The 15319-nt window shown below is 65.0% G+C and carries 9 protein-coding genes, 1 tRNA gene and 2 pseudogenes; 5 read left to right on the forward strand and 7 right to left on the reverse strand.

Going from position 1 to position 15319, the window contains the following annotated elements:
- Positions 1 to 13: 13 nt before the first annotated feature.
- Entirely contained in the window at positions 14 to 1120 is a 1107-nt protein-coding gene (locus F6X51_RS07850) for a hypothetical protein (protein ID WP_150962683.1), read from the reverse strand.
- Between the two features lie 162 nt (positions 1121 to 1282).
- Here F6X51_RS07850 and F6X51_RS07855 point away from each other — a divergent pair.
- Both F6X51_RS07855 and F6X51_RS07860 read left to right on the forward strand, forming a co-directional pair.
- A tRNA-Lys gene (locus F6X51_RS07855) sits at positions 1283 to 1358 on the forward strand.
- A gap of 350 nt (positions 1359 to 1708) precedes the next feature.
- A complete protein-coding gene (locus tag F6X51_RS07860) occupies positions 1709 to 1858 on the forward strand; it encodes a DUF1127 domain-containing protein (protein WP_150962684.1) in 150 nt (49 codons plus the stop codon).
- A 44-nt stretch (positions 1859 to 1902) separates the two neighbouring features.
- Here the strand turns inward: F6X51_RS07860 and F6X51_RS07865 are convergent.
- The 3 genes and pseudogenes from F6X51_RS07865 to F6X51_RS07875 form a co-directional block, all read right to left on the reverse strand.
- Positions 1903 to 2792: pseudogene (locus tag F6X51_RS07865) on the reverse strand (pseudouridine-5'-phosphate glycosidase).
- An 832-nt stretch (positions 2793 to 3624) separates the two neighbouring features.
- Positions 3625 to 4377: a CDP-diacylglycerol diphosphatase gene (locus F6X51_RS07870; RefSeq protein WP_150962685.1), complete on the reverse strand. Its 753-nt coding sequence runs from the start codon at positions 4375 to 4377 to the stop codon at positions 3625 to 3627.
- 240 nt (positions 4378 to 4617) lie between these two features.
- A complete protein-coding gene (locus F6X51_RS07875; RefSeq protein WP_246696680.1) occupies positions 4618 to 5028 on the reverse strand; it encodes a cupin domain-containing protein in 411 nt (136 codons plus the stop codon).
- A gap of 714 nt (positions 5029 to 5742) precedes the next feature.
- On the opposite strand from F6X51_RS07875, the gene F6X51_RS07880 reads away from it, so the two are divergent.
- Positions 5743 to 9900 carry a DUF4214 domain-containing protein gene (locus tag F6X51_RS07880; protein WP_150962686.1) on the forward strand — a complete coding sequence of 1386 codons (4158 nt, stop codon included), beginning with the start codon at positions 5743 to 5745 and terminating at the stop codon, positions 9898 to 9900.
- A gap of 294 nt (positions 9901 to 10194) precedes the next feature.
- Here F6X51_RS07880 and F6X51_RS29170 read toward each other — a convergent pair.
- Positions 10195 to 11324 (reverse strand): annotated as a pseudogene (locus F6X51_RS29170) (transposase); the annotation flags it as partial.
- 19 nt (positions 11325 to 11343) lie between these two features.
- Between F6X51_RS29170 and F6X51_RS07890 the strand changes: the two are divergent.
- On the forward strand, positions 11344 to 11667 hold the full coding sequence (locus tag F6X51_RS07890; RefSeq protein ID WP_246696714.1) for a hypothetical protein: 324 nt from the start codon (positions 11344 to 11346) through the stop codon (positions 11665 to 11667).
- Here F6X51_RS07890 and F6X51_RS07895 read toward each other — a convergent pair.
- Both F6X51_RS07895 and F6X51_RS07900 read right to left on the reverse strand, forming a co-directional pair.
- Positions 11595 to 12182, reverse strand: coding sequence for an SCO family protein (locus F6X51_RS07895; RefSeq protein ID WP_150962688.1), 588 nt, complete (start codon positions 12180 to 12182; stop codon positions 11595 to 11597). The genes F6X51_RS07890 and F6X51_RS07895 overlap by 73 nt on opposite strands.
- A 94-nt stretch (positions 12183 to 12276) precedes the next feature.
- Positions 12277 to 13395 carry an MBL fold metallo-hydrolase gene (locus tag F6X51_RS07900; protein WP_150962689.1) on the reverse strand — a complete coding sequence of 373 codons (1119 nt, stop codon included), beginning with the start codon at positions 13393 to 13395 and terminating at the stop codon, positions 12277 to 12279.
- Between the two features lie 594 nt (positions 13396 to 13989).
- On the opposite strand from F6X51_RS07900, the gene F6X51_RS07905 reads away from it, so the two are divergent.
- Positions 13990 to 15315: an LLM class flavin-dependent oxidoreductase gene (locus tag F6X51_RS07905; protein ID WP_150962690.1), complete on the forward strand. Its 1326-nt coding sequence runs from the start codon at positions 13990 to 13992 to the stop codon at positions 15313 to 15315.
- Positions 15316 to 15319 lie beyond the last annotated feature (4 nt).

Below are 15319 nucleotides of genomic sequence, written 5' to 3' on the forward strand. Positions count from 1 at the left end.
GAGCCTGTCCGGCTCAGGGATGCGCGAGGACCCGGTAGAAGCCCTCGGGGTCGTCGCGGCCCGTGGCGCGGGCAGCCCGGAGCCCCGCCACGATGCGGGCGGCCACGGGCAGGCGATAGTGCAGGGCGTCCCAGTAATTCGCGTCCGTGGTCGTGACCGGGGAGGGGATGCGGAAATCCACCACCGTCGCCCCGTGACGGCGGCCGATCTCCGCCACCTGCGCCTTGCAGGCGGCCTCGCGCGTGCCCTGCGGGGTTCCGGGCCGCCCCTGCGCGGCAGCGTGCACGGGCATGAAGGCGGCGAGCGTCACGGCCTCCCGCGGCACGGCGGCGAGGAGCGCGTCGAGCCAGGCGAGGGCGGGCATCGCCGCGTCGGCCGCGGCCGTCTCCGCCGGCTCGCTCAGTCCGTCCGCCAGGAGCGGGTTGCCGCCGCCGTGGATGTGGGCGGCGGCGCGGGCGGCGTCGTAGCTCGCCTCGGGGGGCGTGAACACGGCGTAGCCGTCGCCCCGGATGCGGGCGGGGGCGCGGCCGAGCCGGTGCAGCGCCACGCGGGCGGCGGTGCCGAGGCTCTGCCAATTGACTTGCCGGAGCATCCCGAGGGGCGCGTCGGGCGCGTAGAGCCAGGGCGGGAAGGGCCGGAAGGTGAGGCGGTGCCGGTCGGCGTCGGCGGCGCACCAGGTCGAGTCGAGGGCGAAGATCACGGCGCGGGCCGGGCCCTGGCGCAGGAACAGGCGCGCGAGTTCCCGCTGCTCGAAGGGCGTCGCCGCATTCATGGCGAGGTTGGCGAACCGTGCCCCGAAGGCCGCGTCGAGGTCGCGCGGGTCGAGCAGCCGCGCCGTGGAGGTGCCGAACAATGCGGCGTCGTAGCCGCCCCCGCGCACGATCTGCGGATACATGAAGCGCTGGTTGAGATCCATGATCGGACCCGGCACCCGCCCCGGCGCCGCGCGCAGACCGTAGGGGTCCATGGCGGCGATGAACCCGATCGCCCCGAGCCCGAGCGCGCCCGCAAGGCTCGCGAAGGCGAGGGCGAAGCGCCGCCACGCCGCCTGGGTGGGCGCGGCGCCGGGGCGGCGGGACGGGGGCCCCGGCGGGCCTGCGGGCGGGATCGGAATCGTCATCGCCCGAGCGCCCTGTCACGCGAGCATGGCGGCCGCAGGGCAGCCCGCCGCCGCCCGCGGCTTCGTCGCATCCGCCCGCGGTTGACCCCATGGAACCGCTCGCCTATTGCGGGCCACGCCTTCCTCCGAGCCCGGCCCCACGGCCCGATGCGCGGCGGATGCGAGCGCGTAGCTCAGCTGGTAGAGCAACGGACTTTTAATCTGTAGGTCCTGGGTTCGAGTCCCAGCGCGCTCACCAATCTCATCAGAGACTTAGATCCAAATTTCAGAAATCGCCAGAACCTGAATTCGGAGGCGGGTAACGCGACGGGTATCGGCAGACCAAGCCTTTACCCCTACGCCAGATCTTCTCCGTGGGGATCCTCTCACTCAGACCCGGTCGGCTGGACGATTTTCAATCCGGCCTGCTGCCACGTAGGGAGGAGACGGGACGCGGCAGAGCCGGGAGCCCGGCCGCTTCGGACAGCACCTCGGTAGGAGGAGCGGACCGGCGTCGCTCACGACGCCGATGAGCGCCAGCGTGACCAGCCTCACAGATCAGCCCGTGCGCCCAGCGCATTTTAGCGGCCACTGGTCTGGAGATCCATGATGCTGGCCTCAATCACCCGTACCATTCACTTCTGGCGCGAACGGCGCAGAGCGTATCAGGAGCTCGCGGTACTCGATGACCGGCTGCTCGAAGACATCGGCCTGTGCCGCTATGAGTTGGCCGAGCACTGCGCCCGCCTCTGGAGATGAGGGATGCCCGCGGTTCAGTGGATCACGCCGCAGGGTGATGGGGTCTATCCGGTCGGTGAACCCTGGAGCGCCACAGCGACTCGGGCGGCGAGCGCCGCGTTGTTCTTGACGAGGGCGACGTTGGTGGCGAGGCTGCGGCCGCCTGTCAGCGCGAGGATGCCGGAGAGCAGAATGGGTGTCGCGGCCTTGCCAGAGACTCCAGCCACATCATCCTGCGCCAGGGCCGCCTCAATCAGCCCCGCTATCTCCACGGTGGGGATCTCGTCGGCCTGCGGCACTGGGTTCGCCACGAGCATCCCGCCGCTTAAGCTTCGCGCCTCCTTGGTCCGCAACAACTCGGTGATCGCCTCCGGCGTGTCGAGCCGCAGCGGCGAGGGCAGCCCGCTATCGCGGCTCCGGCAGACGGGGAAGCGATCCGTGCCGTAGCTTACGACGGGCCCCCCGCGCGTCTCCAGATACTCTCGGGTGCGGGGCAGATCGAGGATCGCCTTGGCACCAGCGCAAACGACCGCCACCGGCGTGCGGGCGAGCTCGTCGAGGTCTGCCGAGATATCAAGCGTCGCCTCCACACCGCGATGGACGCCCCCGATGCCACCTGTTGCCAACACGCGGATGCCGGCCAGGTGCGCGCAGATCATGGTCGCCGCGACCGTGATGGACCTGTGCCGCCTGCTCGCAACGGCGTAGGGCAGATCGGCTCGCTCAGCTTCAGGATGTCCGTCGCCGTGCTGAGCCAGCCCAGGACCTCATCGGGTAGGCCGACGCGGATGCGCCCGCCGATGACCGCGACGGTGGCCGGCACTGCCCCGTTCTGGCGCACCACGGCCTCCACATCGCGCGCCGTCTTGACGTTCTGCGGATAGGGCATGCCGTGGGTGATGATCTTGGATTTGAGCGCCATGACGGGGGCGGGCGTCGAGGGCCGCCTGCACATCTGGAGCGAGATCGATGAACGGGTGGGGCATGGCGGTGACCCCGCAGAGACAACCCGGATGAGGTAGCTTTTCCCCACCTAACGTCTGCGGGTTCGTGATGGTCCTGCAACCTCCATGGGAAGCAGCTGTGACCTACACAGGGCTTCACATCATCCTCGATGCGGTGACCTACACTGGACCTTGTTAGGCCGCCCAGCCCGCGCAAGGTCGTTCATGGAGCCGTGCGGCCCGCCGCCCTACGGCTCGCGCTGATTGGGTGTTATGGAGCCGTCAGATAGCTCAGCCGGCGCTTCGCATAACATGCGGTAGGAAGCGGCAGTTCCGAGCGACCGCGAAGGCCGAGATCTGGCAGATTGACCTTTTCAGTTGCTCTCGACGTTTTTCGCCCTGAGAAGCGAAAGGAGACGTGACATGAGATCGTTCTGGATGGCTGCCGCGGTAGGCTTGAGCCTCGTGGGCTCGCTGGGCGAGGCGTCTGCCAATCCGGCGAAGGACGACAGCGGGCAACACAGCCGGCACCGCGACAAGTATGGGGGCTTTGGCGCAGACCGCGGCCGTGGGCACGGTGGGGGTTATCACCATCACGGTTATGGATACGGTCATCCCCGCGGCTACGGGTTCTACGACGAGCGGCGCAGCCACCGCGTGGCGCACTCCCGGGATCACGGCCATTAGCGGAAGCGACCGGCTTTGCCGTCACTTCGATCGGGTCAGACGGCAAAGCTGTGACGCGCGAGTTGGCATAGCTCGCGCCGTTTCCTTCGCGTAAGGGAAATCATGGAGCCGCCGGCCCACCACCCACTGCGCTGTCCGCCCGGTTCTCCACGATGGTCAACGAGCAGCCGCCTTGGCAACGGTCGAGCATGAGTGATCCAGCAGCATCTCTGCATGGGCGTCAGGAGCCCGGTAGGCCAACAGGAACAAGCCCGTCTCCGGGTCATCGGCAGGCGTGCTGATGACCCCGAAGCTCGTCTGGACCAGATCGGGCCGCCGGCCCGGCAGGCGCGCGAGTGCAGCAAAAGGGTTGAAGCTCTCAACGTCAGCCGCCCTGATCCGCATCGCGAAGAAGCGGCTGCCTTGAAGAGCAATCGGCATCGGAGCCCAACTCCCGTGTATGCTGGGCGCATAAACTCGCAGCGCTGCCCGCACGCTGGGCTTCGCACAGTCGAGGTGGATGTGCAGCTGATCCTGGCTGCGGCCGCCCTCCGAGTTTACGGCTAAGCCCACATCCTCGGAAGGTGTCGCGCCTTTCAGGGCATCGGTGACGAAGTGCCGGGCCGCCAGCGCGGCGCGCCAGTAGGCATTGCCGCTCTCGTGCTGCAACTCGGGGGCCTCAAGCCCCACGACGCGCTCGGTCGGCATCACGACAATATGGGTCGGCTGCCCTGGCGCTCTCAGAACGGCCGTGCCTGCCCGTTCTGAGCTACCGAGATCGACGGCAAGGCACGGAAACGTGCGGCCAGTGGTTTTCTTGGCCAAGACGCAGGTTTGCAGCGCGATCCAGAGCACCTGACGGTCTAGATCTGCGTGGACCGGAACCGACCCGGTGGTGAGAAGGAATGTGATCACCAAAGCGAGACGCATCGAGAGTCCTTACAACGGAACGCGCAAGCAGCTGCACTGTGATCGCTCGGCATTCGAGGATAGCCGGCATCTCGAATTGGACAATTCGTCTACGGGACTACCAAGGTCGCGCTATGGTGCCCAGGCAAGCGCGAGACTGCGACATTCGCACAATTCGACCGATTGCCCTCGCGCAAGCCTATTTATGGAACCGAAAATCAGCCGGTCCACGAAGCTCCCCATATTCGTTATGCAGACGCCTCATGGGACAGGCACCTGAAGCGCCTTTCCCTTATCGACGACGTAGACGGAGAGGATCTTGACCGGCTTGTCACCGGTCACCGTGTAGCCGGCGTGCGGCACCTCGCGCTGGTTGATGCCGTGTTCGCCCGCGGGACGCTCCTTCGCTTCCTTGCCGGGCATTTGCGCGATGCCGCCCTCGAGGACGTAGAAGACCTCTTCGCCGTTGTGGAAGTGGCGGTAGGAGGTGGCGCCCGGTGGGATCTCGACAAGCTGGACGACGATCTCCTTGCCCTCGACGCCCGAGACTGGTGAGCGCCCGAGCTCAGTGCGCTTTACCTCCTGTGCGGTAGCGGCGCCCGTGAGCGCCAGCGCGACCGCCATTAAGCCAGACGTAATCCCAAATCGCTGAAGTCCCTGCGTCATGGTCATCCTCCCTTTTCGGCGAGGATGGCACGGCAGGAATGTCATTGGAACGCATAACCCCGCCTGCTTGCACACGACGACGACGCTTGTGCGCTATGCCGTTTGCCTCTTAATCTGGCGCCTTATTACCACCACGTGATCTGCGCTCGGTCTCAGCCCCCGCCACACCTCTCCTGTGATGTCGCTTTAGGAAGGTACGGCGCGCGGCGTCATTTCTTGTGCAATCGCAACCGGATAGCGAACACGTCTCTGATCAGAATGTTGGTGGATGTGCACGAGCTCCTTTGGTCCTGACTGATCTTCGCAATCACCATGGTCCAGAACCAGTCGACCACACCCGGGCCTTTGACTGAGGGAGCCGGGCTCAATCTGCATCTCTTGCAGTATCAAGCACATCGCCGAGCGTAAGACCGCCCCTCTGGAATGCCCTAACGATTTGGTGCGCCAAACTATCCAGATTGCCGCGGATCCAAATGTGTTCATTTCCCACGTCATTCCAGAAACAATCTGAAATAATGTGTTTGTCTCCCCACATGTTTTCAGAAACAATCGGAAATACATAGTACCACCTTTGGATCGATTGACTGACACTCCACCAATCTAGAAGATTTTTGGACAGCCATTGCCCAAGCTTCTACTCGATCTATCGCGATCAGAACGGTTTGTTCTTTAGCCAATTCATGGCGAGCTCAATGCCGATCAGATCGGAGGAGTACAGACATGTCGCACACTCTGGACGGTAATCTGAGTGATTGGACCTCGGCCGAGCGGCTCGATCTGCCCGGAACCGGGACCACCGGCTACCAACTCTACGGCACGATCGATACCCAGGGCACCGGGACAACGGCGACGAAGTCTTACGTCTTTGCTCTTCAAGCACCGGTCGCGATCTCGGACAATACGACCTTCTGGCTCAACACGGATCAGGACAGCAGCACCGGTCTTCAGGCTTACACAGGCGCAGGAACCGGTGCAGAGTACTACGTCAATTTCGTTGGCGGAGTTCCTTACCTCTACGACAGTACGACGGCACTGATCGGTCCGGTCGCCGATTATGCCTTCAGCGCGAACAAGCAGACGATCGAGTTCTCGATCCCGCTCGCCACGATCAAAGACACGACGCCCGGGCTCGACCTCAAGGCTGACGTCAACGACGCGGCTTTCCTGCCGGCGGACTACGCTGCAACGACCTACACGATCAACGATCCTGCTTCGCTGCCGGTGGCTGCGCCGAATGCGCATAAGATCGCAATCGTCTACTCTGCAACGTCAGCCAACCTCTACTTTGGAGGCGGCGCAGCTGGTGAAACGGCGTACTCGCAGCTCTTTATGGCGGCGCAGAACCAAGCGGCGGCCGCGGGTGTTCCTTTCGACGTGCTGTCCGAGTCCGATCTCAAGGACATTTCGAAGATTGCTGGCTACGAAGCTATCGTCTTTCCCTCGTTCAAAGACGTACCGGCGGCTGACGTCGCCCAAATCACGAACGTGCTGACGGAGGCAGTCAACACCTATCACGTCAGCCTGATCACGGCCGGCGACTTCATGACGAACGATGAGACTGGCGCAGCGCTCAGTGGTGACCCTTACATCCGCATGAAGACGCTGCTCGACCTGACGCGCGAGGGCGGTACCGCTACAGTCGGCGGTGATCCGGTCGACATCACTGCGACCGGGGACGGCTTCACCGGCTACCAGGCGAACGAGCTCGTCCGACACTACAACGCTATGAGCAGTTCTTGGTACGCGAGCGCCGATGGTAAGGCGCCCACCGTGATCGCGACGCAGACGGTAACCGAGGGGGGCGCCACGAGCACGCACGAGGCCGTCGTCAGCACCGTAACGGGCGGGACGAATGTCCACTTCGCCAACGAGAGTCTGCTTGGCGACAACAACATGCTCCAGCACGCGATCGAGTCCGTCGTCGATCCGACGAGCGGTCCTACTGTCAGCCTGCACATGAGCCGCGACAAGGCAGTCGTCGCTTCGCGCACGGACATGGATCAGGCAAAGGAGTCCACGGATGTCAAGCCCGAGGACGGTAGCGCCGGTATCTACGACAAACTTCTTCCGATCCTTGCCCAATGGAAGCACGACTATAACTTCGTCGGCTCCTACTACATTGACGTCGGCGATGGTACTGACGGAAGCCAAACGAACTGGTCAGTCTCCAAGCCGTACTACGACCAATTGCTTGCGATGGGCAACGAGATCGGTTCGCACTCCGTTACTCATCCGGAGGACACGAACTCGTTGACTGCGGCTCAAATTCAGGCCGAATTTCAAGGCTCGAAGGCGACGATCGAACAGCAGCTTGGCGTCAACATTGATGGTGCGGCAGTTCCTGGCAATCCAGAGTACGTTGCAACCTCACAAGACATCGAACAGTATTACAACTACATCACAGGTGGAGCGACGCTCGTTGGAGCTGGATATCCCGGAGCGATTGGACACCTCACGCCCGACGACGCGAAGGTCTACATCGCTCCCGACACTTCCTTCGATTACACGCTCATCGACTTTCAGCACCTCACCGTAGCCCAGGCAGAAGCGGAGTGGAACGCCGAGTGGACGACCGACACAGCCCATTCCAATTTACCGATCGTGGTCTGGCCCTGGCACGACTATGGGCCGACGAGTTGGCCGCTCGATCCAGGGGCAACGTCGAACTATACGATGCAGATGTACACAGACTTTATCGCCCAGGCCTACCGCGCTGGTGCGGAATTTGTGACGCTCGACGATCTGGCCCAGCGCGTCGCCAACTTTGACGCCTCGACGCTGCAATACAGTTACGATGCGACGGCGAAGGTCGTGACGGCCATGGTGGGCACTGCCGATGCCGGGAAGTTCGCGCTTGATCTCAGCGGCGTCGATGCAGGCTCCAAGATCAAGAGCGTCAGTGGTTACTACGCCTACGACGACGACAGCGTCTTCGTCGACAAGGACGGGGGCACCTTCACAATCAGTCTTGGCGCGACGGCCGACGATGTCACGCATCTCACCAAGATCGCCGACCGCGCCGAACTTGAGAGCGTTACTGGCGACGGAGCGAACCTCACGTTCAAGGTCGTCGGCGAAGGTAATTACATTGTCGACCTTAAGGATCCGACGAACCAGGACGTCAAAGTCACGAGCGCAGCCGGTACTGATCTTGCTTCTGTTCAAAGTGGCGATCAGCTCACGGTGACCCTGACGGGTCTCGGCGAGCACACGGTCACCGTAACGATGACACCGACGACACCACCGACCAATCAGCCGCCGGCGGTTGCCGCTCCGCTGACAGCTGCCGTGACGGAGGGCGGAGGGTCCGCGAGCTATGACCTCTTGCTGGGTGCTTCGGATCCGGACGCTGCCGACGTTGGGAAGCTCGCTGCGGCCAACCTCACCTACACGGTGGATGCGGCAGATCCTACCTCGGTCGCACCGGCTGGCCTCAGCTACGATGCTGCCACGCACACGCTGACGGTCGATCCTACGAACGCCGCCTTCGGCCATTTAGCGCTGGGCGTCACGCAGACCATCGTGTTGGGTTATGACGTCGTCGATCCTCAGGGCGCGAAGGCGGCGCAAACGGAGACGCTGACGATCACGGGAGCGAATGACGCGCCTGTGGTTTCCGCTGCTCTCACGGCGTCCGTTGCCGAAGGCGGGGCGAGCACGAGCTACGATCTGCTCGGCGGCGTGTCTGATCCCGACGATGGCGAGACCGCCACGCTGACCGCCGCCAACCTCACCTATGCGGTTGGCGATGCGGCGGCATCCGCCACGGTGCCAGCAGGATTGAGTTTCGACGGTGCCCACACGCTGACCATCGATCCGAAGGACGCTGCCTTCAGCGCACTCGGTGCGGGGGCACAAGAAACGATTGTCGTGTCCTACGACGTTAGGGACGCGCATGGGGCAATCGTGCCGCAGACCGAGACGATCACGATCACTGGAATCGACACGGTGGCGACGGGCGGGGAAGACACGGGAGGAGGATCCACGGGCGGAGGCACGACAGGCGGCGGGTCTGCGGGAGGTGGGTCTACCAGTGGCGGCATGGCCGGTGGGGACACCACGGGTGACGGCACGACCGCAGGGACAGGCAGCGACACCGCCGAGGTGCAGAATCAACAGTACTTCGGCTCCGTGAGCCACGATATTCACGGCATGGCCGGCGAGGTGTACGCCCTCTACGAGGCCCTTCTCGACCGTGCGCCGGATGCACTCGGCGGGGAAGGGTGGGCATCGGCCTTGAACAACGGTGCAAGCCTGCACGCCATCACGCAGGCTTTTCTCAACTCGGCGGAGGGGCAGATGCACCTCAACGCGGCAGACAACGCCGGCTATGTCGAGCAGCTCTACGAAACAGTGTTAGGCCGCCATGGTGACATGGAGGGGGTTCAGAGTTGGGTCAGCGCACTCGATGCAGGTGCCTCGCGCGCCGACGTAGCGGACAGCTTCGTATTCTCGGACGAATTCGTAGGACATTTGCAGCCGGCGCTGAATGCCGGTGTGTTCGTGGCTGACGCGACGAATTCGGACATGGCGCGGTTGTACTACGGTCTGCTCGATCGTGCCCCGGACGCAGCCGGGCTGCAGAGCTTCGAGACGGCAGCGCACGGCGGCACGTCCGAGACTGCTATCGCGCAGTCCTTCCTCAACTCTCCGGAGTACGCAAGCCTTCATCCGACCGCACAAGACGACGCGCAATACGTGGATAGCTTGTACCTGAATGCGCTGGGCCGCTCGGCGGAAGCAAACGGTGAAGAGTATTGGCTCAGCGCGCTGAGCCACGGCGCGTCAAGAGCCGAGGTTGCGATCGCGATCGCGGAGAGCCCCGAAGCTCGCCTGCACCTGGCTGGGCAGATCGAGGTGGGCTGGCACCTCGCCTGAGAGCAGCAGCCAGGTCGTATCCGACATCGCGATGGAGTGGGCCGTCCGAGACTTCCTGACGCGGGATGTGCCTGCAGAGCGAACGACCCGTCTCTGGCAACCGCTCAGCCCCGGCCTATCCGCGAGCCACCGTGCGTGTCAGCTCCCGTTGTATGGACACGACATGCACCCTGCTGGTTCGGATCGGCCCCGGCGCGGCGATCGCTCCGCGTTCGGGCAGCAAGCCTGACATCTCGAGCCGGAACTCCTGCTGTGTCCTGCTGGCGAAGATCGCTCTCGATTGGGCCGCCATCGCCGGAGCGCGCAGACCTTGCAGTGCCGCGTCGAGAAGCGCACGCGCATCACGGTGCGGCCCGCGTTGTGCTCGTCTGTCCAGCTCTCGCTCGTCTGCCCGGCCGGGCAAGTCGCCACCCGCCGATCCCAGTCGAAGGTGAACTGCGCGATCGTGAGCGCCCCTGCCGTGCGGGCCTGCCACTGGTTGTCCTTGGGTGCCGGTCCCACGAGTGCAACGGCGTGTTCGCGGGCCGCGGCTACGCGTTGATCGGCGTCGAGGTAAGCGGCATCGACGAGATGCCGGGCCGGCAACAGCTTCCTCGCCGCGAGTGCCGCGTGCAGGGGGGCCAAGGTGGCGCGATCGACGACGGGTGCGGGCGTGGTCGTCACGTGCGTGATCAAGGGCGGTCGGTCATCATCGCAGGTCTCGGTGAGGTGGACCTTGTACCCGACCCCGCTCGTCGTGCGCTTCTTGGCGTCGTGGATGTCCGGATCGTAGGGCGAGGCGACCATGAGCAGCGAAGGCGGCAAGCCCTCCGCCGCTGTCCGCCATCGTACCGAGGAGGCGCCGGAGCCCGGTGATCGCCCCTCGACCTCGGAGCAGATGAAGTTCTGCATCCAGACGCGCCGCAGCACGGCGATGGCCGGCACGTCGTGCAACCAGGGAGCGCGTCGGGCGCCGTGAGCGCGGTCAGAAGCGCGTGTCCGTCGTGTCCCACAGCTTCGGCGAAGGCGAGACGGGCCGCCTCGGCCTGGGGCACATGGAGGTCGTCGGCGCGCCGCGTGTAGCGGTCGACCCAATCCGGATGTGGGTGAGCACGTAGCCAATCGGGGGCGACGACGGCCAGGGCGTTGAGGGCGGCGCGGAGCGTCTCAAGGACACAGCCGAGCCGGTTGAGGCTGCGCACGGAGCCCAAGACATGAGTGGCGTCGGTGCGCTGGCGGCCGCGCCGGGTCAGAAGGCCTCGGTCGCGGCACAAGGCGAGGAGCGTGTCGAACAACAGCGCCTCGGCGTGGCCGACCACGAGGCGGGTGCGGAACTCGCTCAGGACGGACGCGTCGAAGCCCGGATCGGGGAGTTCGAGGGCGAGCAGGTCCTTCCAGTCGATCCGGCCGCGAACGGCATCGGCAGCCCGGCGATTCATCCCATTCGCCAGCAGTATCTTTCTCGTGGAGGGGACGGTCGGCGGGTTTGTGAAGGTCGGCGACCCCCGCCAGCCGGCTCCCTTGGTGCACGCACCGAGCTTCCGCTGGGAATGCACAGGCCGGGAGCGCGTGGAGCAGGGCGCATTCCGGCTCGACCTCGGCGGGACCGACCTGGTCCTGGCCCTCGAACGGCTGACCGAGGACCCGCTTCCGCGCGACCTCGTCGGCAGTCTGGTCGTCGATCCCGAAAACGCGCGGTTCGGCTTCCGGCCGGTCTACTTCTCCGGGCGGCAGCGCGACGGTAGCCGCGTCCGGTCATCCGCGCGGTCCATCGAATTTGATGCCTGACCATTGCGAGGCCGCGCGAGGTGCGGCTCGATGATCGCCAACATCCGCTCTGCCGAGGTCCCCGGCGGGAAGAAACCGAGATAATTGCCCGAGCGGTCCATCAGGTAAATGAAGGCCGAGTGGTCGATGGTGTAGCCACCATCCGGACGTTCAACCTTTTCGAAGAAGACCTTGTAGGCATCCGCCATCTGACGGATCGCCTCCGGGCTTCCCGTCAGGCCGATCAGGCGCGGATGGAAGCTCGGCACATATTCCGCGAGAAGGGCCGCAGTGTCACGCTCGGGATCGAGGGTGACGAAGATCGGCTGTATCGCCTCGCCGTCCGGCCCCAGCAGGGTCAGGGCACGGCCGATCTCCGTGAGATCGGTGGGGCAGACGTCCGGACAGGCGGCAAATCCGAAATAGACGATCAGGATCTTGCCGCGGAAGTCGTCCTGCGTGCGGGCGCGTCCCTCGTGGTCGAGAAGCCCGAACGGTCCTCCGACCGGCTCGCGGTTCCACATCAGCACGTCCATCAACTCGGTCGCGGACCGTCGTGGGCTCTCGCCCCGCGCCGGCACGATCAGGCTGGCGCCGAGGAGGCAAAGCAGCAGCGCCGCCCCTGCGGAGCTATGCACCGAACGTGAGCCGGCTGCCCGTCGTCGGTACGATCACGTGGTCCGGCATCTGCGCTTGCGCCTCGAGCGCGAAGTTCAGGCCGCTGCAATGCATCGGGATGACGACGTCGGGGTTCAATTTTTTGATCTCGGCCACAACCTGGGTCAGGTAGTCCTTGGGCGCCGGCCCGAGGTGGAAGCCGCCCACGATGGCGTGGACCTTCTCGACACCGGAAACGTCTTGGGCCTGACGGACCGAGTTGACGATCCCCACATGGCCGCAGGAACTGATCACCACGAGACCCTTGCCCCTGATGTTGAAGCAGGTGGCGTGCTCGTGAACGTGCTCGTCCGGGATGATCTTTCCCTGCAGCTCTGCGGGCGAATAGTGGGTCGCGTCGCAGCCCAGCCCGTCCTTCAGGCCGCGCTCGACGAAGGTATTGGGCAAGATGCGCTCGATCGAAGAGCGCTTGATCTGCCCCGTGGTGAAGGCGTGGCCGGCGATCACAGTCGGCGCCTCACACAAGACAGTCGTGACCCTTTGCGCAGCCAGCTCGCGCCGGTCGAGCTGGCCGAAATCCGTGAACTGGCCCTGCACACCGCTCGGGCTCACGCGGTGGCAGAAGTTATCCTCGCCTCCGGCATAAAGCTTCAGATCGGGGGCGAGCGAATTCCTGTACCGGTCGAGAAATCCAGTCAGACCGCCATAATGGTCGTGGTGGCCGTGGCTGACCACGAGCGCATCGACCCTGGTCGGATCGACCTTCAGAATCTCGATGTTGTTGAGGAGGGCATCGGGGCTGTAGCCGAAATCGAGCAGGATCGTGCGGCCTTCGTCCGCGCGCTGGGATTCGGCAAAAAGCGACAGGCCCCACTGATTGTGCAGAACCTTACGATAGTCGCTGCCGCGTCCGCTGCCCGGCGGCTGGTGGGACACACCCTGGAGGGTGGACGGCTTGAGGAACTGATCGTGGGCCGAGTCGATCAGGACGCGCAACGCCAGCTTGTCGACTGTCGGCACCTCGATCGGGGCTGCCGCCGCGACCTCGACGCAGGAGAATCCAGCGACGACGCCGGTTGCGAGAGCCGCCGATCCTTTGAGGAACCCACGCCTGTCGACAGACCCAGCCATGTCGATCCTCCCTTGTGTATCAGCTGCTCCGGATATAGCCGAGGTTCTCTGGAAAGATCTTCTTTCCTTGACGTGATGTTTAGAAACTTCCGTATCGATCGGGAAATCATCCACCAACAGCGCCCGCGGAGGACGCATGCGACTGCCTCTGCTACGCCCTGTCGAAACCAGGGGCGACGAGTGGCCGCGTGGGTGCTATGCCACGACCGAGTTTACCGGCGATCCCGGCCGTTTGCCAGTGATCCGATGAACCGAGCGCGAAAGGGAGATCGGCGATGTTCCTGTGAGGCGGAATCGACGATCTCCATCGTGACTGAGGGCATTGCGGCAGGGTCGGATACATTGCGCTGGAGCACCCCCCGCCGTTGGGCGCGGAACTCGCCCCTCCGGCATGTCCGCATCCCGAAAGCAATCAAGCCGCGTGCGCGGAAGGCCGGCCATCGTCGGGACTGGATAAAATGCTTATCGATCAGCCGCTTCCAACCGGCGGGCAGGCTTGCTCCAGACCGCAGGGGCGGCCGGCGGTAATGCGGTTGTGGACTTCACCGTCCCGATGCCGAAGCGGGAGGTGACCTTCTTCAGTGGGAGAGACGGATGAGCCGGGACCGCCGCCTGCATCTCGGCGCCTTCATGCGCCCCGTCGGGATCCACACCGCGTGGTGGCGCTATCCTGGCGGCTACCCGGATGCGAATTTCAGCTTCGAGCACCTGGCACATTTCGCCCGGCGCCTCGAGGCCGCGAAGTTCGACGCCTTCTTCATGGCCGACCACCTCGCCGTGATGAACATGCCGACGGCCGCGCTCCGCCGCTCGGCCACCGTGACCTCGTTCGATCCGCTGACGCTGCTGCCGGCGCTCGCCGTCCTCACCGAGCGCATCGGCCTGATCGCCACGGCCTCCACGACCTACAACGAGCCCTACCATGTGGCCCGCAAGTTCGCCTCGCTCGACCACATCTCGAAGGGCCGCGCCGGCTGGAACCTCGTCACCTCCGGCAACCCGGACGAGGCGCTGAACTTCGGCCGCGACGCGCATGTCGAGCACGCGGTGCGCTACGCCCGCGCCCGCGAGTTCTTCGACGTGGTGACAGGCCTGTGGGATTCCTTCGCCGACGACGCCTTCCTGATGGATCCGGAGAGCGGCCTGTTCTTCGACCCCGCCCGGATGCACGTCCTCGACCACCGGGGCGAGTTCCTGACGGTGAAGGGCCCCCTCAACATCGCGCGCCCGCTGCAGGGCTGGCCCGTGATCGTGCAGGCCGGTGCGTCGGAGGCCGGTCGCCAGATCGCGGCCGAGACCGCCGAGATGGTGTTCGGCTCAGGCTCGACGCTCGACGCCGCGCAGGCCTTCTACGCCGACGTCAAGGGCCGGATGCCGGCGGCCGGCCGCGACCCCGAGCACCTGAAGATCCTGCCCGGCTGCTTCGTGGTGCTGGGCGAGACGGAGGATGAGGCGAGGGCGAAGAAAGCGCGCCTCGACGACCTCGTTCATCCCGACAGCGGACTTGCCAACCTCTCGGTGCGTCTCGGTGTGGACGCCTCCGGCTTCGACCTCGATGCCCCGTTGCCCGAGATCCCCGAGACGAATGCCAGCAAGAGCGGCCAGGCGCAGATCGTCGATTACGCGCGCCGAACCGGCGCGACCGTGCGCGAACTCGCCCGCAAGGTGGGCGGCTATGGCGGGCTGCAGATGGTGGGCACGCCGGCCCAGGTGGCCGACCGCATGGAGGCGTGGCTCGAGGGCCGCGCCTGCGACGGCTTCAATCTGATGTTCCCCTTCGTGCCGGAGGGCCTCGACGACGTGGTCGACAGGCTGGTGCCGGAGTTGCAGCGCCGCGGCCTGTTCCGCCGCGACTACGAGGGAACGACCTTGCGCGACCATCTCGGCCTGCCGCGCCCCCCGAACCGCTTCTTCGCCTGACCCC

Source organism: Methylobacterium planeticum (genome assembly GCF_008806345.1).
GTDB lineage: Bacteria > Pseudomonadota > Alphaproteobacteria > Rhizobiales > Beijerinckiaceae > Methylobacterium > Methylobacterium planeticum.

Bases quoted from the DNA above. Each gene is read 5' to 3' on its own strand.
- F6X51_RS07850 (WP_150962683.1), bottom strand. From the start codon at position 1,120: ATGACGATTCCGATCCCGCCCGCAGGCCCGCCGGGGCCCCCGTCCCGC.
- F6X51_RS07860 (WP_150962684.1), top strand. From the start codon at position 1,709: ATGCTGGCCTCAATCACCCGTACCATTCACTTCTGGCGCGAACGGCGC.
- F6X51_RS07870 (WP_150962685.1), bottom strand. From the start codon at position 4,377: ATGCGTCTCGCTTTGGTGATCACATTCCTTCTCACCACCGGGTCGGTT.
- F6X51_RS07875 (WP_246696680.1), bottom strand. From the start codon at position 5,028: ATGACCATGACGCAGGGACTTCAGCGATTTGGGATTACGTCTGGCTTA.
- F6X51_RS07880 (WP_150962686.1), top strand. From the start codon at position 5,743: ATGTCGCACACTCTGGACGGTAATCTGAGTGATTGGACCTCGGCCGAG.
- F6X51_RS07895 (WP_150962688.1), bottom strand. From the start codon at position 12,182: ATGGACGTGCTGATGTGGAACCGCGAGCCGGTCGGAGGACCGTTCGGG.
- F6X51_RS07900 (WP_150962689.1), bottom strand. From the start codon at position 13,395: ATGGCTGGGTCTGTCGACAGGCGTGGGTTCCTCAAAGGATCGGCGGCT.
- F6X51_RS07905 (WP_150962690.1), top strand. From the start codon at position 13,990: ATGAGCCGGGACCGCCGCCTGCATCTCGGCGCCTTCATGCGCCCCGTC.